At 64.6% G+C, this 24,084-nt stretch carries 19 protein-coding genes and 1 riboswitch; of the genes, 13 read left to right on the top strand and 6 right to left on the bottom strand.

Translation table 11 applies throughout. The annotated features are described in order from the left end of the window. The first annotated feature begins 49 nt into the window (after positions 1 to 49). Positions 50 to 1,318 (top strand): cell division protein FtsZ, encoded by a 1,269-nt coding sequence (gene ftsZ, locus RIE53_01675; protein MEQ9103386.1) that lies wholly within the window; start codon positions 50 to 52, stop codon positions 1,316 to 1,318. Between the two features lie 191 nt (positions 1,319 to 1,509). Next, a complete protein-coding gene (locus RIE53_01670; protein ID MEQ9103385.1) occupies positions 1,510 to 3,120 on the top strand; it encodes a hypothetical protein in 1,611 nt (536 codons plus the stop codon). Here RIE53_01670 and RIE53_01665 read toward each other — a convergent pair. The 3 genes from RIE53_01665 to RIE53_01655 form a co-directional block, all read right to left on the bottom strand. Continuing rightward, positions 3,115 to 4,107 carry a hypothetical protein gene (locus tag RIE53_01665; GenBank protein MEQ9103384.1) on the bottom strand — a complete coding sequence of 331 codons (993 nt, stop codon included), beginning with the start codon at positions 4,105 to 4,107 and terminating at the stop codon, positions 3,115 to 3,117. The genes RIE53_01670 and RIE53_01665 overlap by 6 nt on opposite strands. A gap of 74 nt (positions 4,108 to 4,181) precedes the next feature. Further along, the gene (locus tag RIE53_01660; GenBank protein MEQ9103383.1) at positions 4,182 to 4,793 is read right to left on the bottom strand and encodes an ABC transporter substrate-binding protein; all 612 of its coding nucleotides are present in this window, start codon (positions 4,791 to 4,793) and stop codon (positions 4,182 to 4,184) included. A gap of 26 nt (positions 4,794 to 4,819) precedes the next feature. Beyond that, complete coding sequence (locus RIE53_01655; GenBank protein ID MEQ9103382.1) at positions 4,820 to 6,244, bottom strand: TolC family protein; 1,425 nt, start codon at positions 6,242 to 6,244, stop codon at positions 4,820 to 4,822. 84 nt (positions 6,245 to 6,328) lie between these two features. Continuing rightward, positions 6,329 to 6,602: riboswitch (cobalamin riboswitch) on the top strand. 105 nt (positions 6,603 to 6,707) lie between these two features. On the opposite strand from RIE53_01655, the gene RIE53_01650 reads away from it, so the two are divergent. Genes RIE53_01650 through RIE53_01630 form a run of 5 tightly spaced genes read left to right on the top strand, consistent with a single transcriptional unit; the run spans position 6,708 to position 12,511 of the window. Beyond that, positions 6,708 to 8,594: a TonB-dependent receptor gene (locus tag RIE53_01650; protein MEQ9103381.1), complete on the top strand. Its 1,887-nt coding sequence runs from the start codon at positions 6,708 to 6,710 to the stop codon at positions 8,592 to 8,594. After that, entirely contained in the window at positions 8,591 to 9,817 is a 1,227-nt protein-coding gene (locus tag RIE53_01645) for a hypothetical protein (protein ID MEQ9103380.1), read from the top strand. The genes RIE53_01650 and RIE53_01645 overlap by 4 nt, the downstream gene beginning before the upstream one ends. Next, positions 9,741 to 10,115: a (2Fe-2S)-binding protein gene (locus tag RIE53_01640; GenBank protein ID MEQ9103379.1), complete on the top strand. Its 375-nt coding sequence runs from the start codon at positions 9,741 to 9,743 to the stop codon at positions 10,113 to 10,115. The genes RIE53_01645 and RIE53_01640 overlap by 77 nt, the downstream gene beginning before the upstream one ends. After that, the gene (locus tag RIE53_01635; GenBank protein MEQ9103378.1) at positions 10,021 to 11,937 is read left to right on the top strand and encodes a M1 family aminopeptidase; all 1,917 of its coding nucleotides are present in this window, start codon (positions 10,021 to 10,023) and stop codon (positions 11,935 to 11,937) included. Before RIE53_01640 ends, RIE53_01635 begins: the two co-directional genes overlap by 95 nt. Positions 11,938 to 11,953: 16 nt before the next feature. Further along, entirely contained in the window at positions 11,954 to 12,511 is a 558-nt protein-coding gene (locus RIE53_01630; GenBank protein MEQ9103377.1) for a GNAT family N-acetyltransferase, read from the top strand. On the opposite strand, the gene RIE53_01625 is transcribed toward RIE53_01630, so the two are convergent. Further along, complete coding sequence (locus RIE53_01625; GenBank protein MEQ9103376.1) at positions 12,434 to 12,685, bottom strand: hypothetical protein; 252 nt, start codon at positions 12,683 to 12,685, stop codon at positions 12,434 to 12,436. The two genes, RIE53_01630 and RIE53_01625, sit on opposite strands and share 78 nt — an antisense overlap. A 49-nt stretch (positions 12,686 to 12,734) precedes the next feature. Between RIE53_01625 and RIE53_01620 the strand changes: the two genes are divergently transcribed. The 6 genes from RIE53_01620 to RIE53_01595 all read left to right on the top strand — a co-directional run bounded on the left by RIE53_01620 (position 12,735) and on the right by RIE53_01595 (position 20,815). Beyond that, on the top strand, positions 12,735 to 14,978 hold the full coding sequence (locus RIE53_01620; protein ID MEQ9103375.1) for a TonB-dependent receptor: 2,244 nt from the start codon (positions 12,735 to 12,737) through the stop codon (positions 14,976 to 14,978). A gap of 17 nt (positions 14,979 to 14,995) precedes the next feature. Then, on the top strand, positions 14,996 to 15,862 hold the full coding sequence (locus tag RIE53_01615; protein ID MEQ9103374.1) for a hypothetical protein: 867 nt from the start codon (positions 14,996 to 14,998) through the stop codon (positions 15,860 to 15,862). A 141-nt stretch (positions 15,863 to 16,003) separates the two neighbouring features. Next, entirely contained in the window at positions 16,004 to 18,247 is a 2,244-nt protein-coding gene (locus RIE53_01610) for a TonB-dependent receptor (protein MEQ9103373.1), read from the top strand. After that, a complete protein-coding gene (locus RIE53_01605; GenBank protein ID MEQ9103372.1) occupies positions 18,247 to 19,131 on the top strand; it encodes a hypothetical protein in 885 nt (294 codons plus the stop codon). The genes RIE53_01610 and RIE53_01605 overlap by 1 nt, the downstream gene beginning before the upstream one ends. 6 nt (positions 19,132 to 19,137) lie before the next feature. Then, entirely contained in the window at positions 19,138 to 19,842 is a 705-nt protein-coding gene (locus RIE53_01600) for a glycosyltransferase family 2 protein (GenBank protein MEQ9103371.1), read from the top strand. A 61-nt stretch (positions 19,843 to 19,903) separates the two neighbouring features. After that, positions 19,904 to 20,815, top strand: a complete 912-nt coding sequence (locus RIE53_01595; GenBank protein ID MEQ9103370.1) for a branched-chain amino acid transaminase — start codon at positions 19,904 to 19,906, stop codon at positions 20,813 to 20,815. 24 nt (positions 20,816 to 20,839) lie between these two features. Here RIE53_01595 and RIE53_01590 read toward each other — a convergent pair whose 3' ends face one another. Together RIE53_01590 and RIE53_01585 are read right to left on the bottom strand one after the other, a co-directional pair. After that, a complete protein-coding gene (locus tag RIE53_01590) occupies positions 20,840 to 22,099 on the bottom strand; it encodes a VCBS repeat-containing protein (GenBank protein ID MEQ9103369.1) in 1,260 nt (419 codons plus the stop codon). After that, positions 22,100 to 23,998 (bottom strand): FG-GAP-like repeat-containing protein, encoded by a 1,899-nt coding sequence (locus RIE53_01585; protein ID MEQ9103368.1) that lies wholly within the window; start codon positions 23,996 to 23,998, stop codon positions 22,100 to 22,102. Positions 23,999 to 24,084: the final 86 nt, after the last annotated feature.

The raw sequence follows: 24,084 nt of genomic DNA, 5'->3' as shown, positions 1-24,084 counted from the left end.
CATTCCGGTCAGATAACACACTACAGCCAATCGCGAAGAACGGAGGTTCATGATGGACTCAACATTCAGCACTCATTTTGCATTTGACGATGCAAGCAATGAGGAAGCAAAAATCTGTGTGGTCGGCGTCGGCGGCGGCGGCGGCAATGCAGTCAACAACATGATCAAGCAGGGAATCCAGGGCGTGGATTTCTTTGCCATCAATACCGATTCCCAGGCCCTGGAAGCCAATCTGGCGTCCACCAAGATCCAGGCGGGGCGCGGTCTCACCAAGGGGCTTGGGGCTGGCGCACGCCCGAGTGTCGGGGCCGAGGCCATCGAGGAGAGCCGACGGGACCTGGAAGAGGCGCTCAAGGAATTCGACATGGTGTTCATTACCGCCGGAATGGGCGGGGGTACGGGCACCGGGGGTGCGCCCATCGTGGCTGCCATTGCGAAGGAGCTGGGCATCCTTTCCGTTGCCATCGTGACCAAGCCCTTCGAGTGCGAGGGCCCGAAACGGCTCCGCTCGGCCGAGGCCGGCATCTCGCTGTTGAAGCAGCATGTCGATACGCTCATCATCATTCCGAATGAGCGCCTGCTGGATATTGCCGAGGCAAACACCACGCTCATGGATGCCTTCTCCAAGGCCGATGAGGTGCTGTACAACGCCACGCGGGGTATTTCCGACCTCATTACGGTGCACGGACTCATCAACCTCGACTTCGCCGACGTCAAGACGACCATGCGGAACGGCGGAACGGCGCTCATGGGGGCTGCCACGGCCGCCGGTGAGGATCGCGCTGAACGGGCTGCCCGTGAGGCACTTTCCAGCCCGCTCCTGGACGGATTGTCCATTGAGGGCGCGCGCAACGTGCTGGTGAACATCACGGCCGGACCGTCGCTCGGCATCCGGGAGGCCACGGCCGCCACGAGCATCATCCAGAGCGAAGCCGGGGATGATGTGGAGGTCATTTTCGGTACAGTGATCGACGAGAACATGGGAGAAGACCTCCGGATTACGGTCATCGCGACCGGGTTCGAGAAGCAACCCAAGGGTGAGCCGCGGAAACCCGCCGTCCTGGCGGGTTCACGTCGTGTCCCGGCGGATGCGGGCATGTTCGCCCCGGATTACAAGGGTGCGGACAGCCTCAAGAAACTCGACGAGCCGGCCTACACCCGACGCCGTCATCCCATCGAACTGGACGAGACGTCCGGGGACGGGGGCGGATCGGGCGACAAGGTCCGGCGGCTGAGTGCAGACGAATTGGAGTCCGGTGAGCGAATCAGGAAGGGCGATACGGACGTACCGGCTTTCCTGCGCAAAATGATGGATTGAGCTCCTCATTTGCCGGACTCCAAGAACGAACCGGCCAGCCCGTGAGCACGGCTGGCCATGGCCGACAATGCATTGGCTGTATGCATTTCCGGCTGTAGTGGTTCGGTAGGCGGAGCCGCGCCCCTTCCGGGGGCGCGGCTCCGCATTTTTTCGCCCTATCTTGGGCATTCATCCGGAGAACCCCGCCCCGCATGTCCCTGCGTACGTTCCTCATAGCCGTCCTGATGGCCATCGTGGCCGCGGCCAGCCCATGGCGGCCCCTGCAGGCCCAGACCATCGGCACGGGTGTGGTATGGGACCCGCCCGCGGCGTTCGAGGCCGCGGCGGCCGACCTGTTGGAAATGCAGGCCGTGGGCGTGGCGCGGGTGCGTACGACGGGGCTGCCCGGGCCCCGGTTGGCGCGCATGGCCGATTCGCTCGGCATGGAGCTCTGGCGCGATCTGCCCATGCAGGGTCTGTCCCGCACGGCGCTCGCGGACTCCCTTGCAGGGCTGTCGGCCGTGCTCGACTCATTGCAACGCGCCGAGCGGTCCACGGCTGTCGTCGCATCCGGTCCTCGTTTGCGCTGGTTGGGACTGGGCGATTGGCTGGATACCACGGATGACCGGGTATGCCGGCTCCTCGAACGCCTGTCGTCGCAGGCCCGCGCGGCTGGATACCGGACCTATTACGTCACGCCATTCGTGGAAGGAGACGCGTGCGGAGCGGTGGTGGACCGGGTCCTGCTGGACATTCGCGGACGAACCGGTACCCGGGTGTGGCTGAACAGATACCGGCTGGCCCACGACGGGACGACCGTCGGTATCGGCGCTATGGGACCGGCGGTCAGGGCTGGCGTGCCCGACGGCCGGAATATTCCGGGCGCTCCCCTGTACCAGGCCCGGTTCATGGAAGAAGCCCTGCACGATCTGGCCGGAGAAGCCTTCTTCATCCACCGATGGCGGGACGGGTCCGATGCCTGGGGCAAACGGTACGGCCTGTACACCGCATCGGGGAATCCCCGCCCTGCCCTCCAGGTGGTCCGCGGGATATCCCGCGATCTGCAGCAGACCTTTGCCCTGCCTGCCCAACCGCCGCAGCGTCCGTCGTCGTGGCCGATTCTCCTGGGCTGGTTCCTGCTGGCGTTCCTGGCCGTGCTGTATGCCGGGAATCCACGCTTCCGGAGTATGCTGCCCCGGTACTTCATGGCGCATGGCTTCTACCGGAACGCCGTGCGCGAAGCGCGGGAGGTGCTGCCGCTGACCAGTACCGCGCTCATCACCCTCGTCGGCCTGTCCATCGGCCTCATCGGGGCGGTCTTCCTGTCCGGGGTGTACGATACGCCGGTGGGCTGGTACGTGCACGGACTGCTGCCGGAAGCCTGGGCTCCAACGCTCACCATCCTGCTGGGCGCCCCCGTCGTGTTGACCATCCTGCTGGGGTGTGGAGCCCTGGTATTCATCTCCGTCTGGATGGGCATCCAGGTCCTGGCCACGGGACGAAGAAACCCGTTGTTGCCGAGTCAGGCACTCATGCTGGCCGTATGGCCCCGTTGGCAGATGATCGCCCTGCTCCCGATTGCCATGGGGCTGTTGACGGGACCGTATGTGACCGGACGCCTGTTGCTGGGGGGAGCATGGGTCCTGTGTGCCCTGTGGGCCTCCATCCGGACCTCCATCGACGTTTCCCGCGTCACCCGGATCCGGCCGGTCACGGCGGCGACCCTCTGGGTGTTGAATCCGGGCACCCTGCTGGTGGTGGGTATGATCGTCTGGGCCGCGGCGCATCCCGACGAAGTCGGCATGCTGTGGCATCTTTTATGATGCGATTTCGGCGATGGGAGGGTGCACCGATCGACTGCCGTCCGACGAATCCCCCTCGAGCAACGCATCCCAAACGGCATCGGCCAGAAGGTAATAGGGTTGCTTGTGGTGCATCCATCCGAAATGAAGCACATACGGGGTGGCCCACATCCAGTCGCCCTTGCCGGGGAGTCGGGCGGCCAGGCCGATGAGCGTATCCCTGATCCTCCTGGAGGGGATGCCCCGCAGGTTGCGGACGAACGCATCGTTGTAATAGCGGACGCGCACCCGACGGAACGACGGGTCGTGCTCCACGAAGCCGTCCACGTAGTCGAGCTGCGGGCTGTTCTGGCCCTGGAACCACGGGAATACCGGCAGGTCGAGCGAACTGGCCGCCATGGCCATGCTCCACTCGCAGCTTTCCTCGCTCCGGCCCTCATCCAGCCGGGAGCGGAAATGGGTTTCGCGGCGCCTGGACAGGAATTCCCGCGACCGCTCGCACATCCGCGCGGTGACGTCGTCATCCTGCGCATAGATCATGCCTGCCTGGATGCGTGGCAGGTAGCTCAACCCGAAGTGACGCATGGTTTTGCGTCGCCGGTCGAACATCCAGTCCACGAGGAATCCGAGGCCTTTCGGGCCGCCGAAGAAGACATCGGAGCGCTCAATACCGGTGGCCGTGAACGGAAATGCAGCGAGTTGTTGCCAGAGCGGGTCGGGATTGCGACACCAGATCATGTCCACATCCACGAACAGTGAGCGCTCGAAGGGCTTGAACTTCTCCAGATGATGCTTGAAGCCCACGATGGACCGATGCGCTTCCGGCAGGACTTCGAGGACCTCGAACAGGGCATCGAGGCCGGTTTCCTTGAGCCGGGCCTGTTGCGCTTCGCTGCAATACAGGGCGACGGGACGACGCCTGTCGTGACGCCGGATGGACTGTACGGAGGCCACCGCGTGCCGGAGATACTTCTCCGGTCCGTACGTATGCATTACATATCCTTCCACGTATTGAGCCGATCAGGCACCGTTCGGTAACGGTCGGCGAACGCGGATTCAGGATAAATGTTCAGGCCGCCTGTTCAGGATTCTGTACGGATGCTGTCCAGTCGCTTGTTCAGGCTTGTCATGAGCGAGTCGAAGCCCCGCTTCCGGATGACGGTCTGGAAACTGCGGCTGTATCCGCCCACGGTCGAAACCTCGTCCAGGATGATGTCCCAGGCGAACCAGGCGTCTCCCTTGCGGATGAGTTCGTAGGCCACCACCATCGGAATGTCCTTGTGGGTGGTGGTCGTGAGGACGGTGGCGCGGTCGCCATCGACGGTGATTTCGTCGTAGGTGACGCTGGACCGGTACACATCCAGGTTGGCCAGCGACTGGTGGCGCACGATATCACCGAAGACCTGCACGAACGTATCCTGCTGGTCCGTCGAGAGCTCGTCCCAATGGGGGCCCAGGGCCACCATGCCCATCTCACGGAAGTCGATGAAGTCGTTTACGGCCAGACGGAGTTCGTCCCGCTGGGCATCCGTGATGTCCCCTTCCTTGCCGAGCAGCTGTTTGATGCTCCGATCGCGTTCCTGCAGCAGGGCACGGATGTCCGCGGAGGTGGCCTGGCCGAACACCGGCAGGGCTGGCGCGACGGACAGGGTTACCGAAAGCAGGAAGAGGAAAGATGCGGTCCGCAAGAACATGGTATTCACGATGGGTTCTGTTTTCCTCAGGGAGTATCAACAAGCGTGCCACTTGCCGCCAGGTCGGCCAGGCGGCCGGTCTTGGCCAGCAGCCGGATGACGGCGCGGTTGTAGTTGAAAACGGCCTCATGCCGCTGGACGCGCAGGCTCAGGTTGTCCCGGACGGCCTTGACGAGGTTTTCCGTGTCGCCGACGTCGAGGTCGAAGTTGATCTGCTCGTCCAGCAACCACTCCCGGCTCACGAGCACGGCCGCCTCGCGGGCGTCCACCGCCGCGCGGGCAATGACCACATTCCTGTACGCTTCCTCCACTTCGAACAGGATGAGCTGGCGCGCGGCGTCGGCCTGGTATTGGACATCATCCACTTCGGCACGGGCCTGCCGGACGCGGGAGCGCGTCTGGGCCAGGTTCAGGTTCAAGCGCATGCCGAGTCCCGCCTGCAGATTGCGGGACAGGAAGGGGTCCCCGACATAAGGATTGCGCTGGCGGTGCCGGTCCGGCGCCCAGGAATAACGCGCGTTCACGCCGAGGAAGAGTTTCGGGAAAAAGGCGCTGCGGGCGACCTCCACGAGGGCCTCCCGGGCTTCCAGGCCGGCGGCGGCTTGCCGCAGTTCGGGCCGCTCGCCGAGTGCCCTTGCCTGATAGGTTTCCAGGGCCTCCAGGGTGAACGGAAGCGGCTCGAGGGTGATATCGGTGACGGCCACCGTCTGGTCGTCGGGCAGGAACAGCTGCCGGCGCAATGCGGCGCGGGCCGTCCGGCGGCGCTCATCGACTTCCACGGAACGCTGGAAGAATTCCTGCTCGGTGATCTGGACCTGGTACAGATCGGCGTAGTCCACGTCCTCCGCTCCTTCCTCCAACAGCCGACTGATTTCATCCTTCGCCTTGCGTACGATGTCGCCGGCTTCCCCGGTGAGACGGTGCAGTTCCTCGGTCAGGAGGAGCGCCCAGTACAGCTCGGCCGTCCGCACGGCCACGTCCAGGGTTTTCACGTCGCGGGCGGCCTCTTCCACGCCTACGCCGGCCCGCGCCGCCCGGATGTTGCCGCCGAGTTCACCCCAGGTCCAGAGCGGTTGGATGGCTTCGATCTCCAGCCGGTTGAACATGGACAGGTCGTCCCAGTCGTTCCGGACGTCCGGGTCCAGGTACAGACGGTCCGTCGGCGTTCCGTTCGGGTTGTCGATGGCCGGTGAGGCGGCGTGCGCCGACGTCGCGGTGAATTCCGTCAGGAAGCGACTGCTGCGGGCGAGCCCCAGGCGGGCGCGGGCGTAGTCGACCTGCGCCTGTTCGCGGCCCACTTCGGGCGATACGTCGAGGGCGGCCCGGATGGCCTCCTGCATGGAGACCACCAGGGTGTCCGGCTGTCGCGTGTTCGACTGTGGGCTATTCAGTTGTGCGGCGCCCGGTCGGGCCAGTGCCACGAGCAACAGCAGGGAGGCAAGGTGTTTCATGAGGCACCGAACGCGCACGGCTCCTGTTCGGTTCACACGGCGGGTTGACCCGGTGCCCCCGGAGAGGGTACATTGCCTGTGCTCTTTCGCATACGTCCGACAGGTGGGAGGTATTCACTACCCCCCATGGGAATCCGGTGCCGATGGATCCGACCCGAGTGTCGTTTTCGTCCATTCCGGAGCTGTACCCGCAACTGTAGGCGACGCGCGGCGGCGCGCAATGACCCGGCCCTCACTGTTTCCACGCGGAGACGGGAAGAGGTCGTCGGCGAGTGTTCCGCCCCTCCCGGTCCCGGATTTCCGTGGCCCCCCGGGACCGTCGCAAGCCAGGAGACCGACCTGTCTGCATATGCCATTCACCTCCGGGACAAGGGGTATGGGCATACCATGACATGGGGTCACCTGCGGAACAGGTGCCCGTGTCGTCGTCGGCCTGTACCTCATTGAGGGACAGGCTTTTTTCATGGTTTCGCGTTTTTTGTGGTCGGTCGTCGTGCTGGTCGTTGTGCTCGTGCACGACGCCCGCGGCCAGCAGGTGGATTCGGTCCGTACGGTCGTTTTGGATGAGGTGACGGTGGAGGCCGAGCGGCAATCCGGGCCGGCATTCAGGCCGCCTCCGGGCTCGATGGATGCCGCCCGTGATCTGGCCGGCGTGCTGTCCGGCATGGGGGGCGTGGACCTGCGACAGTATGGCGCCACGGGTTCGGCCCACCTGTCCCTGCGGGGCCTGTCGGCGGGCCATACGACGGTGCTGTTGGAAGGCATTCCGCTCACGCATCCCCAGACCGGGCAAGTGGACCTGTCCCTCATTCCCGTGGCCGGCCTGCGGAGCATTGCGCTGAGGGGTGGGCTCGGAGACGGCCATGGTGGGCTCGGCGGTGGGCTGCACCTGGACGTGGGCCCCCGGGACGCGGGGGTGACCACGCATGCTGTGGCCGGCGAGTGGGGGGAGCGGCAGTACGGGGTGGAAGTCAGCGGCGAGGGGCTCGGCGGTCGCGGCATGCTGGCCTGGCAGGGGGGCAGCACGCCCGGCGCGTTTCCGTACCAGGATCCCTATGCCCTGGATAATGTGGCGCGGACCCGGCACGGTGCCGGGCGGTCGTCCCAGAGCCTCATGGCGCACCATGCATACGATGGTCGGGTCCGTACCAACCTGCTGGCCTGGTGGAGCGCCTCGCAACGGGGCCTGGCCGGTCCCGTGAACAGCCCCCCCGGCGAAGCCTGGCAGTCCACGACCCTCGGCCGGGCGCAAGGATCGATCGAGACGGGCCGGCTTTCCGGAAAATTGCGCATCCGGGTGGACGGAGCCTGGACCGGGCACGACCTGGCATGGCGCGACCCGTCTTCCGATGGTCCGTCGGGTACGGCCGGCAGCGATCTGCGCGCATCCACCCGCTTTCTGCAGACCCATGTGCGGTGGATGCGGGAGTCCGCGCGGGTCCGATGGGTGGTGACGCCGTCGCTGCGCGTGGACCACGACCGTGCCCGTGTTGATGCGACCCGGACGACGGATCATGCCGAATGGCGGACCGAGTCGGGCCTTGCGCTGGCACGCACCACGGAACGCAGCCGTTTGGAGGCTTTCGTGGGGATGCGGTCCGCACCGGGTGTCCCGCTCGGGATGCGAGGTGGACTGAACGTGTCGAGGGATCTGCGCGGACAGGTCCGGATACGTGCTGCGGGTGGGCATCACGTCCGGCATCCCACCTTCACGGACCGATACTGGCTTCCCGGAGGCAATCCGGACCTGCGTCCGGAACTGGGGTGGACGACGGAACTGGGCCTGGACGTCCGAGGCGTATCCGTGACGGCGTTCCGGACCGATCTGCGGGACCGGATCGTGTGGCGGCCCAAACTGGCGGGTGCCGGCACGTCCGTGGTCCGGGTGTACACGCCGGAAAATGTGGGCCTGGTGGTGTCCAGGGGTCTGGAGTTCCGTCTGAGTGGGGCATCCGATGGTCGCCTGGACCTCTCATGGACACTGCACGGCACCATGGTGTCTGCGGTGGACCGGTCCCGGCCCGGTGCCCCCGCCTACAATCATCAACTCCGCTATACGCCTTCCCGAATGGCCGGTGGAGCCGTGAGGGCTGCGCTCCACGGCTGGCATGTGGACATCGTCGCGCGGCACACCGGACGACGCTACATGACCGCCGACGCGTCCCGCTGGCTCGAACCGCAAACCTCGTTCGATGTCCGTCTGGGCCATTCGGTGCGTCTGCCGGGCGCGCGGCTGGATGCGTGGTTGCGCGTGAACAACGCCTTGGACGCCTACCTGGAAGGCATGCGCCTGTATCCGCTGCCGCCCCGGCACGTCCAGGGGGGCATTCGCCTCAGCACGGTGCCGTGAGCGTGATTGCCCGGAGAACCCGCGCCCTGGGCGCAAAAGCCCTCCACACACACCCTTTCGAAATCCTTCGTTCCAAGACCCATCCTTCTGCAAAAATGATCATCCCGACCTTCCGCTCCCAACCCGCCATTGCGGCCCTGTTGCTCATCATCACGCTGGCCGGGTGCGAGCTGTCGAACGCGCCCGAAGACGTCCCGGCGAGCGACCTCATCGTGGCGAACGGGGGCAATTTCTCCGACCAGAACGGATTCCTTTCGACCATTGCCCTGGATGACGGCCAGGTTGCCCACGGAGCGGACCTCGGCGGCTTCGTCCAGGGACTGGTCCCGGAGGGGGATCAGGTGCATGTCCTGCTGAACACCTTCACCGAGGGACGCGTGGAGGTCTTCACGCACACCCCGTCCGGGCTGGTGCGCACGGCCCAGTGGACCGGGCTCGCCGCCCCGCGGGACATGGCCTTCACGGCCGATACCGCCTGGGTGTCCAACTTCGTGTTCGGCGCGCCGGGCACGGTGGTCCCCGTGGACCGGGCGACCGGCGCCAGGGGACCGGCCATACCGGTCGGCGAGGCCCCCGAGGGTATGCTCATCGTGGGTGACGTGTTGTTCGTGGCCAACAACGGATCGTTGGGCGCAGGCTCCTCGCTGTCCCGGATCCGCCTGACGGACCGGCAGGTGACGGATGTGGCCCTGCCGTGCGACGGCCCACGCGACCTCGGACGGCGCAGCGCCACGTCGACGGAGCTCATTGTGGTCTGCACCGGGAAAACCGTGTACAACGACGACTTCTCGGCCGTCCTTGCGCAGACACCGGGCACGGTGGTTTTTCTGGAGTCCGGCGCCGGTTCCGCCACGGTCGTCCAGGTGCTGGACCTGGATGTCCAGGCCGGCAATGCCAACGGGTCGCGGGCCATCCATGTGTCGGAGCGGACCTCCGAGCTGTTCGTCACGCTTTCGGACGGATCCATCCAGGTGGTGGACCTGGCCACGCGTTCCCTCGGCGCGCGCGTCGTTCCGGAGGATGATCCTGCGGTGACGGGCATAGCGGGTGTGGCGTACAATGCGGACCAGGACGCGCTCTACGTGGGACGTCTGGCACGGTCCGGAAGCGGTCCGTTCCCGGATTACACGGTGAGTGGCCAGGTCCATGTCCTCGGCCGGGACGGAAGTATTCGCGAACGATGGACGGTGGGTCCTGCACCGACCGCCCTGGTGCTGCGCTGACATGCGGATTGATCGATGCGTCTGCGACCGCGTTACCTTCGCCGCCCTGAAGGACGTTGCCGTCCGGCACGATTGCCGGACCGTGTGTGCGCTGGCGAAGCATGTCCGGTTCGGTACCGGGTGCGGATACTGCAAACCGTACGTGCGGGACATGCTTCGAACGGGGGAAACGGTATATTCCCGGTTGTTATCCCCCGATTCCCATGAAGACCGTCCTGATCCCGACGCTGCGCCTGTGGATGGCGGCTCTTGCAATGCTGGCGCTTCCAGCGGGGAGCGCGACCGGACAGCACCTTGATGTGACCTGGTACGACCTGGCGCTTGAGGTGGACCCCGGGGGCTCCCCCGAACTGCGGGGCGAGGTCACGGTGGACGGATGGGCCCGGACGGACCTTCAGGCCGTCACGCTGGAGTTGTCATCGGTATTGCAGGTGCGGGCGGTCCGGGATGCCTCGGGCGCCGTCCTTGGATACACGCATGCGGACGGCCATCTGTACGTGGACTACCCGCTCACGTCGGGAGACCGCTTCCGGTTCACGGTGGCGTACGACGGGACCCCGGCTTCATCGGGTTTCGGGTCCTGGCAAACCGGGACGGTGTCCTCCGGGGCCTACATCTGGACGCTGAGCGAGCCCTACGGAGCCAGTGATTGGTGGCCCAACCACGACCATCCGTCCGACAAGGCCGATTCGGTCCGGGTATCCGTCCGGGTACCGGATCCCATCCGCGTCGGGTCCAACGGCCTGTTGGATTCCAGCGAGGCTCACCCCGACGGGACGACCACATGGACGTGGGAGCACCACTATCCCATCGCGTCGTACCTGATTTCATTGGCGGCCGGTACGTACGACGTGTACGAGCAGGCGTATATCCGTCCCCCGGCCCTGGCCGCGACGTGGGGCCCGCTGGAACTGCCCATCCTGCATTATGTGTTTGCGGGGGGTAATGCCTTTGCGGGGATTGACGATTTCAGCGGTTGGCGCGAAGTCATCGACATGATGCCGCTGTTCGAGGACTGGTACGGCCCGTATCCGTTCGCCAACGAGAAGTACGGGCACGCGCAGGTCACCTTCCGGGGCGGCATGGAGCATCAGACCATGAGCTCCATGGGCAACATCGGTCTGAACCTGGTCAGCCACGAGTTGGCCCACCAGTGGTTCGGCAACAGCGTGGGACTGGCTTCCTGGGAGGACCTGTGGTTGAACGAAGGCTTCGCCACGCAGGCCGAGTTCCTCCATATGGAATCGGACCCGGACCGTTTCCAGGGAATGCACGCCTTCCTGTTCGACCTGTACCGGGACCGGGCGCTGCGGGCCCGGGGTACCCTCGTGCTCACCGACACCACCGATGTGGCCGACATGTTCGATGCCACGCGGGTCTATACGAAGGGCTGGATGGTGCTCCGGATGATCCGCCGGATGGTCGGCGATTCCGTGTACCGAGCGGTGTTGCATGCCTATGCGGGCGCCGATGAGCCGGGCGGCGCCTGGCATGGACTGACGGATACGCAGCGATTCCAGGACGTGCTGGAGGCGGTGTCGGGCCAGGACTTCCAGCGGTTCCTTGACCAATGGGTCCGGTCCGGGACCGGACACCCGGTCATCCGGATGACGTGGACGCCCGCTGCGGATGCCGTGGACGTGGTTCTCCGGCAGGAGCAGTTCGACTCGTCGAACATCCCGGCGTTCGAGATGCCGGTCCCCCTCCACGTGGTACTGGCCGATACCGTCATCGTGGCCGATTTCGTCCTGGATGCCGGCGAACAGACGTTCCGGATTCCGCTTCCTGCCGGCACGCTTCCGACGTCCATCCAGACGGTGCTCCTGGACCCCGAAGGATGGGCGTTGTGGGAACCGGCCGAAACCGGAACGGGCGTTGAGCATGCGCGCGATGGGCAGCAGGGGGCGCAGCTCGACGTGTACCCGAATCCCGCGCGGGACGGCGTGACCGTCCGGGTGGACGCGCCCGGGAACGCCCGCGTAATGGACATGACCGGCCGGACCGTCTGGTCCGGCCCGCTCGCCGCCGGCCGCAACCGGATTGAGGTTACGCATCTGCCCGCCGGGGTCTATGTTGTTAGAACTTCCGGTGCATTCGGGCTTTTGACCGTTTTCCGGTAATCCTGCCCCCATTGCCATGTACATCCGTCCCGCGACGCCCGACGACGCCCCGGAGCTGGTTCGTCTCATCAACGAATTGGCCGCATACGAACGTCTGGCCCACGAATCCCGGCCGGATGAGGCGCGCCTCCGCGCCCAGCTGGCCGCCGATGCCCGACCCCGGGTTGAAGCCCTGGTGGCCGTAGTGGATGAACGGACGGTCGGGTTCGCCCTCTTCTTCCACAGCTACTCCACCTTCCTGACCAATTTCGGGATGTACCTGGAAGACCTGTATGTGGAGGAGTCGTCCCGCGGACGGGGCATAGGGTATGCCTTGCTCACGGCCCTGGTGCGCCTGGCCGCCGAGCGTGGGTGCCAACGCCTGGAATGGAGCGTACTGGACTGGAACGAGCCCGCCATCGCATTCTACAGACAACTGGGGGCCGAACCCCTCGACGATTGGCTCAAGATGCGGCTGGATGCCGAAGCCATCGGACGGCTGTCGGCCGGTGCGGCATCAGGGGAGGATGGGTACGATGGCCCCGGTACAATCGACGGTTTCACCGGGTCCCGGACGCGTGGTGGGGGCCTGTGAGGTGGACAGGGGCGGGTCGCAATCCTTCGGCAAGTAGTGTGTATGGTTGCCGTGTGGCACTTCATACCACGGTTCGGGATTGAATATGCCCAGCGTATCGGCCACCACGAATACGAAAAACACCGCCAGGAAGGCGAGCAGGACGTACCGGATATTGGATTTGGTGATGCGCATGGACACTTCAACGCAACGGGGATGCCCAAATGTTTCGGCCGGCTGGCCCATGGTGTTCCTGCTCCTGGTGCTCACCACACCCGTCGCAGCCCAGACGCTGCCGATTGACGGCATCATCCGGGATGCCTCCACCGGCACTACGCTTCCGGGTGCGACCGTCCAGGTCTTTTCCGGCGCGGATCGGGTGGCAGGCACCATTGCGGACCGGGATGGCCACTATGTCCTGCACGTGTCCGGCCCGGGTGCATATCGCCTGCGGGCGTCGTTCGTGGGCTATCGGCCGGTGGAACAGACGGTCGTGGTGACGGGCGCGGGCCTGTCCGTTGATCTTGCTTTGTCTCCTTCATCCACGGAATTGCAGGAGCTGGTGGTTGAATCCGTCGCCGGACGGGGTGGTGGTTACGATGCCGGGGTGACCAGCATCCGCCCCCGGGACCTGGCCTCGGTACCCATGCCGGACGTGACCTATGATCTGGCCGGATACCTCCAGACCCGGCCGGGTGTCGTGACCACGGGCGACCGGGGCGGCCAACTCTTCGTCCGGGGGGGCACGCCCACCCAGAACCTGGTCCTGGTGGATGGTATCCCGATCTTTCAGCCATTCCATATTGTCGGCTTCTACAGCGCCTTCCCGGCCGACAACATTGCCTGGGTGGACGTCTATGCCGGGGGCTTCCCGGCCCAGTTCGGCGGACGGATCTCATCCGTCATCGACATTGCCACCGGCAACGGCGACAAGTCCCGGACGCGGGTCTCGGCCTCCATGGCCCCGTTCCTGAGCGGAATCCGGATTGAGACCCCGGTGTCGAAAGACAGGGTTTCCCTGGTGCTTTCCGCCCGCGAATCCATCATTGATCGCGTGGCGCCCACGTTGCTGGGTCAGGAAATGCCGTTCCGCTTCGGCGACCGGTTCGCGAAATTGCATGCCTTCCTGACACCCACGTCCACCTTCTCCTTCACGGGCCTGCAGACGTATGACTCCGGCAACCTGGAGAGCACCGGGAGCGCCACGACACGCCGGTCCACCTGGAAGAACGATGCCTACGGGGCGCGGTACTTCTACATGCCGCCCGAATCGGCGGTGACGACCGAGCTGTCCACGTACTACTCGCGCATCCGGAGCCGCTACCGGTTGACGCCCACCGAGTTGCGCACGTCAGACATTGACGACTACGCATTGAAGATCAACTTTTCGTACCTCCTGGGCGAAAGTCACCTCCACTTCGGCATGTTCGGCAACACCCACAAGTTCGAGTTCGACGTGGGTACCGCCCAGCGCGCCGTGACCGGTGCCATGACGAGTGGCGGGGGATACATGCAGGCCCGGATCGGTGTCAACAGGACGTTCCGGATTGAACCCGGCCTCCGCGTGGAAGCCTTTTCCCGCGGGCGGGACATGACCTGGGCGCCGCGGCTGCGCATGACGTGGTTGCCTGTGTCACGCCACCGATTCAGCGCCGCCTGGGGGGTCTACCACCAGCAGATCGTGGGGCTGACCAACGAGCAGGACGTATCGGATGTGTTCACGACCTGGGCCGCCTCCCCGCGCAATCTGCCCGTACCCCAGGCCACGCATCTCATAGTGGGCTGGAAAGGCGTGCTCACACGCTGGCTGGAATTGTCCGTGGAAGCGTACCGCAAGGACCTGGAGCATATTGCCTTTCCCGTGTTCACCCGGCAGGTGGATGAGGTAGCGGTATTCTCCAGCGTGGAGGGGCGCGCCGAGGGCCTGGATGTGACGGTGGACGTACAGACGCGCCGCGTGGCTGCCAGCGTGGGGTACAGCCTTGCCGGGGTAGCGTACCACCGTCCGCGCCAACGGTCCCAATCCTTCTTTTTTGCCGGCGGGGGTATAGGCTTCCTGGAGGAGGCCCGGTTCCGGCCTCCCCACGATCGCCGGCATCAGGCCAACGCCATGATCAAGTGGCAGGTCGGGGCCGCCGCCGTGTCCGGACGTTGGCAATTCGGATCGGGTCTCCCCTTCACGAAAGTCAACGGCTACTACGACAGCGTGACGGTCACGAATCCGGCCTCGGACGAGCACCTGACGGGCAACGGCACCACGTTCGTGTCTCGTGCGGAGAGTTTCGCTGCCCGGTTGCCGACGTACCACCGCCTGGACCTCAGCGTGGAGTACCGTTTCCGGCAGGCATTCGGGGATGTGACGCTCCAGGGCGGGGTCATCAACGCCTACGACCGGGCGAATATCTTCGAATACAACATTTTCTCGGGCGACCGCGTGGATCAACTTCCCATCATCCCGTCGTTCGGACTGCGGGTGGACCTCAAATGAGCTCACCGAATACCCATATGGGCTCTGCAATCCGGACACTGGCCGGCCTCCGCGCCGGAGTTATGGCAGCGCTGGTGTGCGGCCTCCTGCTGGCCGGCTGCGCCAACGAAGTCGACCCGCTGTCGGACCAGTCCGGCAGCCTGTTCGCCGTGCACGGGTTCCTGACGATGCTGGAAGACACGCAGCAGTTGCGCGTAGAGCGGCTGCGTCCCACTATTCTTTCGGACGCATCCAGTGCGTCGTCGGCCCGCGTCCGGACCATCCACGAGCCCACGGGCGAGGTGGTCGAATGGCGGGTGGCCGATGGGCAACCCGACGGCCTGACCGGTACGCTGTTCGAGGCGGAATTCAGACCCGTGCTGGGCACCTACCGCCTGGAGGTATCCGATCCGTCGCGTCCGGATGCACCGGTGCTGACCGCGCGTACGACCGTCCCGGACGTGCCCCCGGTCATCGTCGGGTCGGCTGACATCCAGCCGACAGGGGTTTCGCTGCCCCTGACGCTGCCGGGCGTCCAGGTCCAGCCCGAGCAGATGTCCATGGTGTACCGCGTCCGGCCCCCGGGCTCGCAGGAGGTCCAGGACGTGGAAATCAACTACGGCAAAACAGGGACTGCCGTGCAGGCCGGGTGGCGTTTCACGGTCTTCCTGAATTCGGACCGCCAGTGGGTGTTGAACCTGCTCGGCGTCGACACGCCAGCGGGTAAATTGTCGCTTTCGGGCATTTCCGTTCAGTCCACCATCCTGAGCGCCGAGTGGTCCGGTTCCGCGGAGGGCAACATCCAGGACGGGCACGGCTTTTTCGGATCCGTGAGTCGGGTCACCCTCATGTGGTTGCCCGCGCCGGCCCTTGCCGACCTCGCGGGGTTCGTCGTGGAGCCGTAGTGCATTGAATTCTGCACCACTTCGGCCTTTCCTGCCACGCTCGTTATCCGTAACATTCAGTTTCCTGTCTTTCCGGATTTTCCCCCAACCCTTGTGATACGACGCCCGAACGTCATTGGACACCTGCTGTCCGTGATCTGCATGGCCTGGCTGTTCGCCGGCCAGGTATCGGCCCAGACCGCCACCATCCGAGGATTCGTCACCGACGCGGCCGATGGCCAACCGGTACCGGGCGTGAATGTCACGCTGACCGCATCGGACGGCAACCTGTTCGGCTCGGCTACAGACACCGACGGGTTCTATGCAGTCTCGCGCCTGGAGCCAGGGACGTACATCCTCCGTATCACCTACATCGGATTCGATGCCATCGAGGAGTCCATCACGCTCGCCGGAGGACAGATTGAAACCCGGAACTACAGCCTGGCCGAATCCCGGACCGAACTTGGCGAAGTGGTGGTCGAGGTCCAGCGGGAAACAGCGGGAGCGGCCAACATCACGGCCGGACTCCAGACCGTCCGTCCCGCGGACATTTCCCTCGTTCCGGCGCCGGACATCTCGGCCGACCTCGTGAACTACCTGACGGCGCTGCCGGGCATTGTGTCCCAGGGCGACCGCGGAGGCCAGTTGTTCGTACGCGGTGGTGAACCCACCCAGAACCTGGTGTTGCTGGACGGCATGGTCATCTACCAGCCGTTCCACATCGTGGGCTTCTTTTCGGCGTTTCCTTCCGACATCATCAATACGGCCGACGTCTACGCCGGGGGCTACGGAAGCCGGTACGGGGGGCGCTTGTCCTCCGTCATGGATATTTCGGCCCGCACCGGCAACAAGCGCCGGTACGTGGGTGCCGTCTCGGTGGCCCCGTTCGTGAGCACCGCGCGACTGGAGGGGCCACTCGTCCCGGGCAAGGCCTCGTTCCTGATTTCGGTCCGTGAGTCGGTCATCGAGAACGGCGCCGCCAAGATCATCGATGAGCCGTTGCCGTTCGCGTTCGGCGACATCTTCGGGAAAATCCATGCCAACCTGGGCCAGAGTGCCCAGTTGTCCATCACCGGCATCATGACGGACGATACGGGTCGGCTGGGCGTGAATCCGCTGAACGAGGACGCGGACGGCATTACCCAGGACCAGGTGGTCTACGAGAATGCAGCCATTGGGGGGCGACTCATCTTCCTGCCGGCGGCTCTGCCGGTGTTCGCCGAAGTCATCAGTTCGTATTCCACGTTGACCAATGAATTCGGGCCGGTGGGCAATCCCATCCGGTCGACCGCGGTCGAGATGTTCTCGTTCGCCGCCAACGTGACGCATTATGTGGGCAACACCGACGTGAACTGGGGGCTGTTCCTGTCCAACTCGACGCTGGAGGCCGACCTGGGCGGTCTGTTCCAGAATGTGGATTTCGAGCGGGAATACCTGACCGAGGTCGGGGCCTTCGTGGAGCCCGAGTTTTCTTTTGACAACGGCCTTCGCGTCCAGCCCGGCGTGCGGTTGCAGTCGTTCCCCAGCAAGAGCCAGACCTTCCTCGAGCCCCGCCTGCGCGTGGTGTTCAATACCGGCAAGCACCGGTTCTCCGCCGCCGGTGGCGTCTATCATCAGCAGGTAACGGGCCTCAACGACCGCCGCGATGCGGGGGACATTTTCACGGCGTGGACTGCCGCGCCGCTGAATGTCATCCCGACCGCCCGGCATGCCATCCTGGGATACCGGCTCGAGCCGACAGACGGGTTGGCGCTTTCGCTGGAAGGGTTCTACAAGGAGATGGAGGATTTGCTGGTTTCCGAATGGACGGCCTTTCCGCGCTTCACGACCAATCTGGAGGAGGCTTCCGGTACGGCCAACGGCATTGACGCCCGGATGGAAATCGGCAATGGCCGCGTATTCCAGGGCAGCCTGAGCTGGGGTTTCTCGAATGTGCGGTACCAGACCCAGTCCCGGTCCCTGCAGTTGCTGACCGGTGAGGATGATGTCGAATACGCACCGCCCCACGACCGGACGCACCAGTTGAACGCCATGGCCATGGTGGTCCTGAAGGGCGTGAATCTGAGTGCCCGTTGGCAATTCGGATCCGGACTGCCGTTCAACGAGTCCCTCGGGTTCGACCGCTTCGTGCTGCTCGATACCCTGGTGAACGTCCGGGAAAACCCGGGCGACGAACGCGTGCTGTACGGACGTCCGTACACGGGGCGTCTACCCACCTACCACCGCGTCGACCTTTCGGCGGACCGGGAATTCCGGATAGGCCCCACGACCTTCCTGACCGTCCAGGCCGGACTCATCAATGCGTATGACCGCCGGAACCTGTTCTTCCTCGACCTTTTCACGCTCCGGCGGGTCGATCAGCTGCCCATGATTCCGACGCTTGGCATCAAACTTGAAATGAAATAATGCGGTTGTATTCGGGAGTGGCCCTGTTCCTGTTGGCCACCATTGTTGCAGGATGCGAGGATTCCGTCAACCCCTTCATTGAGGCTGACCGGTTCTACAGCGTATACGGATACCTGGATACGGCATCCGACGAGCAATTCCTGCGGGTCGTATCGCTCAGGACCTCTTTTGCCGCCGGTGGCGATCTGGAATTCGATGCGCGCGTGTTCACCACCGAGCGGGAGTCCGGACACACGGTGGAATGGACCGATTCGCTGGTCGCGTTTTCTGATGGTTCAACGGGTCACGTGTTCAAGGGCGCGTTCCGGCCCATTCCGGGTCGCACGTACGATCTGACCGTGGAACGGTCGGACGGTGTGCGGACGACGGCGTCCACGACGGTGCCCGTCCGTCCGGATGTGCAGGTGGACGATGCCACACCGTTCAATCCGACGACCCAACAGGTTACGTGGAGTGACATCGATTTCAAACCCTTCCGCGTGGAGGTCTGGTACCGGTTCGTGGGGGCCACGCCCTCCAGTCCATTCCTGGAAGCCGTCGTGGTCTATCCGGACATCGGGCAGCGCCTGGGCAACCTCATACAAGGCAACAAGTGGCAGGTTGTGGTCACATTGGCCGGCGACAAGGAAGACGTGACGGACGAGCTCGGCATGTCGGAGGACGCCCGCCCACAACTGTTGGGAATCGGCATGCGTCTGACCATGACCGACGACCAGTGGAGACCGCCCGATGGCGTCTTCGATCGGGAAGTGTTGTCCCAACCGGGGACCTTCTCGAACGTCGAAAACGGATTCGGATTTTTCGGTGCGGTCAACCAGTTCACGGTTGAATGGGTACTGAACGAGCAGCAGGCCGAACTGGCCGGTTACAGTTTCCCGAACTGACGGGCGTTGGATCTGACGACGATTGATGTAATCATACCGGCGCTCAATGAGGAGGCCTCCCTCCCGCGCGTCCTGGCCGATATTCCCGGAAGCGTCCGCCGGGTCGTGGTTGCCGACAACGGGTCCACCGATCGCACGGCCGACGTGGCCCGGGATGCCGGTGCCACCGTCGTCCACGAGCCGAAGCGCGGCTACGGGCATGCCTGTCTGGCCGGCATGGCCCTCCTGGAAGCGGATCCTCCCGACATCGTGGTCTTCCTGGACGGGGACTACAGCGACTACCCGGAGGAGCTGACGCGTTTGACAGCTCCCATCACCGAAGGCCGGGCCGACTTCGTGGTCGGCTCACGCACCCGGGGGGAGCGCACGCCAGGCGCTCTGCTGCCCCAGGCCATTTTCGGCAATTGGTTGGCGTGCACCCTCATGCGGTGGATATGGGGCACGTCCTGGACCGACCTGGGACCGTTCCGGGCCGTCCGGCATGCCGACCTCCAACGGCTGGACATGCAGGACACGACGTACGGGTGGACCATTGAAATGCAGATCAAGGCGGCCACGGCCGGGCTGCGCACGGAGGAGATTCCGGTCTCGTACCGGTCCCGGATCGGCCAGTCGAAGGTAACCGGAACGGTGTCGGGAACGATCAAGGCCGGAATCTGGATTCTCGGTACCATAGCCCGATACGCCATCCGCAATCCCCGGACCTTTTGAGAACCTGACTGGTTCTTTTGGACTGGGTTTTTTTCCGCAACTCACTTCAGCTGTACACGCCATGTCGAAGCCTGATATCTGGATGGACGGTTCGTTCGTCCGACACGAAGACGCCAATGTCCACGTCCTGACGCACGCGCTCCATTACGGATCGTCCGTGTTCGAGGGCATCCGATGCTACAACACGGACAGGGGCTCCGCCGTTTTCCGGAATCCGGAGCACATGCAGCGGCTCATCGACTCGGGACGCATCTACCGCATGGACCTGGGCTATACGCGGGAAGAGCTCGAGGAGGCTTCGATGGAAACCATCCGTCGGTCCGGCCTGAAGGAATGCTACATCCGGCCGCTCTCTTTCCGTGGTCTGGGGCCCATGGGCGTGAATCCGCTGAAGAACCCGGTACACACCATCATTGCCGTCTGGGAATGGGGCGCCTACCTGGGTCCGGAAGCCCTGGAAAACGGCGTTGACGTGCACGTGGCTTCCTGGAATCGCATGGCGCCCAACACGTTTCCGTCCATGGCCAAGGCCGGCGGCAACTATCTGAACGCCAGCCTGGTGAAGATGGATGCCGTGCTGAACGGCTTTTCGGAAGGCATCATGCTGAGCGTGAACGGTCACCTGGCTGAAGGCTCGGGCGAGAACCTGTTCCTGGTCAAGGACGGCGTGCTTTTCACGGCGCCGATCGCATTGTCCATCCTGCCGGGCATAACGCGCAGCAGCATCGTGACGCTGGCCGAGGAAATGGGGTTGACGGTAAAGGAAGGACTCATTCCGCGGGAAGCCCTCTACATTGCCGACGAGGTATTCTTCACGGGTACGGCGGCGGAAGTGACGCCCATCCGCTCCATTGACCACCACACCATCGGGTCCGGCAAGCGCGGTCCGATCACCGAGAAGCTGCAGACCGCCTTCTTCGACATCCTGCACCGCGGCAACGATCCGCACGGCTGGTTGACGTTCGTGAACTGACCTGTGCCGGTCGACAGGCCGCCGTTATTCGAAGAGCTGCATGACGAGTTGGTCGCCCGACCGGCCCACCTGGAAGAGGTCCATGCGACCGTTGCCGTCGTAGTCCATCATGAGGACGCTGCCGTTGCGCACGGAACGGGCGTCCAGGATATTCAGCAACTGCCCGTCAATCTGCTCCAGGATGACCATCCGTTGCTGTTCGTCATTGTCCAGCCCGACGAATCCGTTCAGCAGGATGTCCACGTCGGAATCGCCGTCAAAGTCCATCATCTGCCCGCCGCCCAGGAACAGTCCGGGGACCGGCCGGAAGCGGGACAGGCGCTCCGAATCCTCCGTGAACGTCCCCTCGCCGTCGTTCATGAAGAGTCGTGTCTCTCCGCGCAGCAGTCCCGGTGACGGCGTGCCGGCCAGTGTGACTACATCCACGTCACCGTCCCGGTCCAGGTCACCGAAGACGAGCGAGCCGAAGTATCCGGTATCCAGGTCCAGGGTCATGGGCACGAACGACTGTCCGTTGATATTCCGGTAGGCATGCAGCACGGGCTGCGAGTCGGCCGTGAATCCCGCGGCCACGATATCCTTGAAGCCATCGCCATCCACGTCCACCAGGTCCAGGCTGGTGGCCTGGATGGGGGCGAACACGTCCGTGCTGCGCGCGACGGTGCGGATGGGGTTCGCCTGGGCATCCAGCGTCTCGACATTCCGGAAAACCGCGAACTCGAGACCGTCGTTCGTGCGACCGGACAGCACGATTTCGGGGAAACCATCATTGTCCAGGTCGCCCGTGGCCACACGGCCGTCATACACGCCAGGCAGGGAAATCCCGTTCTGGATGGTCAGCCCCGAGCCCGACTGGTTCCGGTACATATCCGTGAACGGCAGCAACCGGCGCTCGTTCGTGGTCACCTCGGTTTCCGACAGGCCGGACACGATCAGGTCCATCCAGCCGTCCTGGTTGAAATCCAGCCACGCCGAGGCGCCACGGAAAACGGGTCGGGAAATGAACGGGCGCTGTTCGTAATGGGCCTCAATCCGGTCCGACGTATTGGGACGCGGCACCACTCGACGCTCCGTGAACGAATAGAGCCGCGTGACGTGGGTACCATTCAGCAGTTCACCGGACATGACCAGGTCGCTCCGGCCGTCCTGGTCAAAATCGGCAACCGACACCGACGTGTATTCCATGAGGGGGAGCCCCACGACCACGACGGACTGGCTCTGACCGTTGGCGGCCGACGAAAGAAGCAGGCCCACCGCGAGACAGGCCAATCGGGAACGGGTCATTTATCGGGAGATGATGGTGAATGATCCGGTCGATACGTTCTGCCCGTCCGAAACCTCATAGAAGTACAGGCCGGCTGCCAGGCCATCGGGGCGCCACGCCACCGGATGCGTTCCGGCAGCCAGGACCCCCAGATGCTGCTGGGCCACACGGGCACCCAGCACGGACCAGACCCGGAGCGTCACGTCGCCCACGTGTGGCATGTCGAGGTTGAACGTGGTCTGGCCCGCAAAGGGATTGGGATAGACCGACGTGACGCCGAACGCGCGGGGCACTTCCGGACGATTGCCCTCGACGTCCGTCGCGATGGACGCGCTCACATTGAACACGCCCTCCGGCGCGAAGTCAGAGGCTGCAAACGCCATGTTGACGGCCTGCACGCTCCAGTAATAGGTGCCTTCGGGCAGGTCCCGGAGCGTCCAAGACGTCAGGGCGGACACATTGCCGGGGCGTGCCACCAAGCGGCGCCCCGTCTCCGGGTGCGCCATGGCTGACATGATGTCGCCCGCGCCGGGTGCGGTACCCACACGCACGTTGAACGTCACGGGAGCGGTCGCGTCGGAGGACCAGGCCAGCCGGACCGAGGCGTCCGCCTCGTTTGCGACCGTCAGCGCGGCCGGTGCGGCCGGAACCGGAGGAATGACCTGCCGCTGGTTCACGTACACATTGGAAATGGAGACCCCGCTGGAGGTCAGTCCGGTCGCGACCAGGTCCAGGTCGCCGTCGCCGTCCACATCGCCCCAGTCGGCGTCGGCAAACAACGCGCCGACCAACAGGCTCGTCATGACAAAGGTGCCGGCGTCATTCCGGTAGATGCGGGCCGTGCGGCGACCGAGTACGGTTTCGGCACCGAAGACGAGGGCATCCAGATCGCCGTCGTTGTCATAATCGCCGAAGGTGACATCGCCTGCCAGGATGCCCTGGAAGGCCGATGCGTCGGCTGTGAACGTGCCGCCGGTATTGGTGTAGAGCACGGACTTCCCGGTGAAGATATCCGTGCTGAGCTCCGCCCCCGACACGACGAAATCCAGATCCCCGTCGCCGTCCACATCGCCCCACTCCACGGACGAAAACGCCAGGGAAGGAAGGGCCGTCGGGACTTCCGTATATCCGTCGTCTCCGGCCAGATAGAGTCGGGACACAAAGCCTGCATCCGATACGCCGGACAGCAGCACATCCAGGCGTCCGTCACCGTTCGCATCTCCAAGCGCGGCATCCCCATAGGCGATCGGGGTCAATCCGTCATCCACCAGTTGGAACCGCCCCGTTCCATCGTTTATGGCCCGGATGGTTTGCGGGTCACCGGACGCATCCTCCCCGGTCAACAGCAGGTCCAGGTCGCCGTCTCCGTCCAGGTCACCCCAGTCCACGGAGCCGGAGTGGAGGGCGGGCAGACCGGCATCGGCAATCGGCTCGAACGTGCCACCGGTATTGCGGTACAGCACGGAAACCGGTGCGTACGGCGCACTGGCCTGGGAGGAACCCATGAGCAGCAGGTCCAGGTCGCCGTCCCCGTCCACGTCGCCCCACGAAACGCGGGCGTAGGTCACGGCACTGCCCGGTAATTCAACGCGCGTGAACACGAATCCGGTGGACGTCTGTCCGTCGTTCCGGTACACGGCCGAAACGGCCTCACCTTCGGACAATCCGGCCAGGGCGGCATCCAGATCCCCGTCGCCGTCCATGTCTCCCCAGACCACTCCGCCACTCCGGACGGCCGGCAGGTCGTGGCCCACGATCGAGAACGTGAAGGGCTGCGTGACGGTCTGTGCCGCTGCGGGCACGGTTGCGGCGGGCACGGCCACAGTGGCGAAAAGGACCGCCGCGCACAACAGGCGGGCACGCTGGCAGGTTCTGTGAGCCGTGGCAGCCAGGACCTTGGGGGTCAACACCTTGGGCATGGGATTTTGGATTCTGGAGAAACTGCAAGATACGTTTTCCCATCCGCCCCCGGAAGGTATAAATCCATCCCGTTTTGCAGGGGCTC

It is taken from the genome of Rhodothermales bacterium (genome assembly GCA_040221055.1).
GTDB lineage: Bacteria > Bacteroidota > Rhodothermia > Rhodothermales > UBA10348 > 1-14-0-65-60-17.
This window is presented reverse-complemented; position numbering and strand designations above follow the sequence as displayed.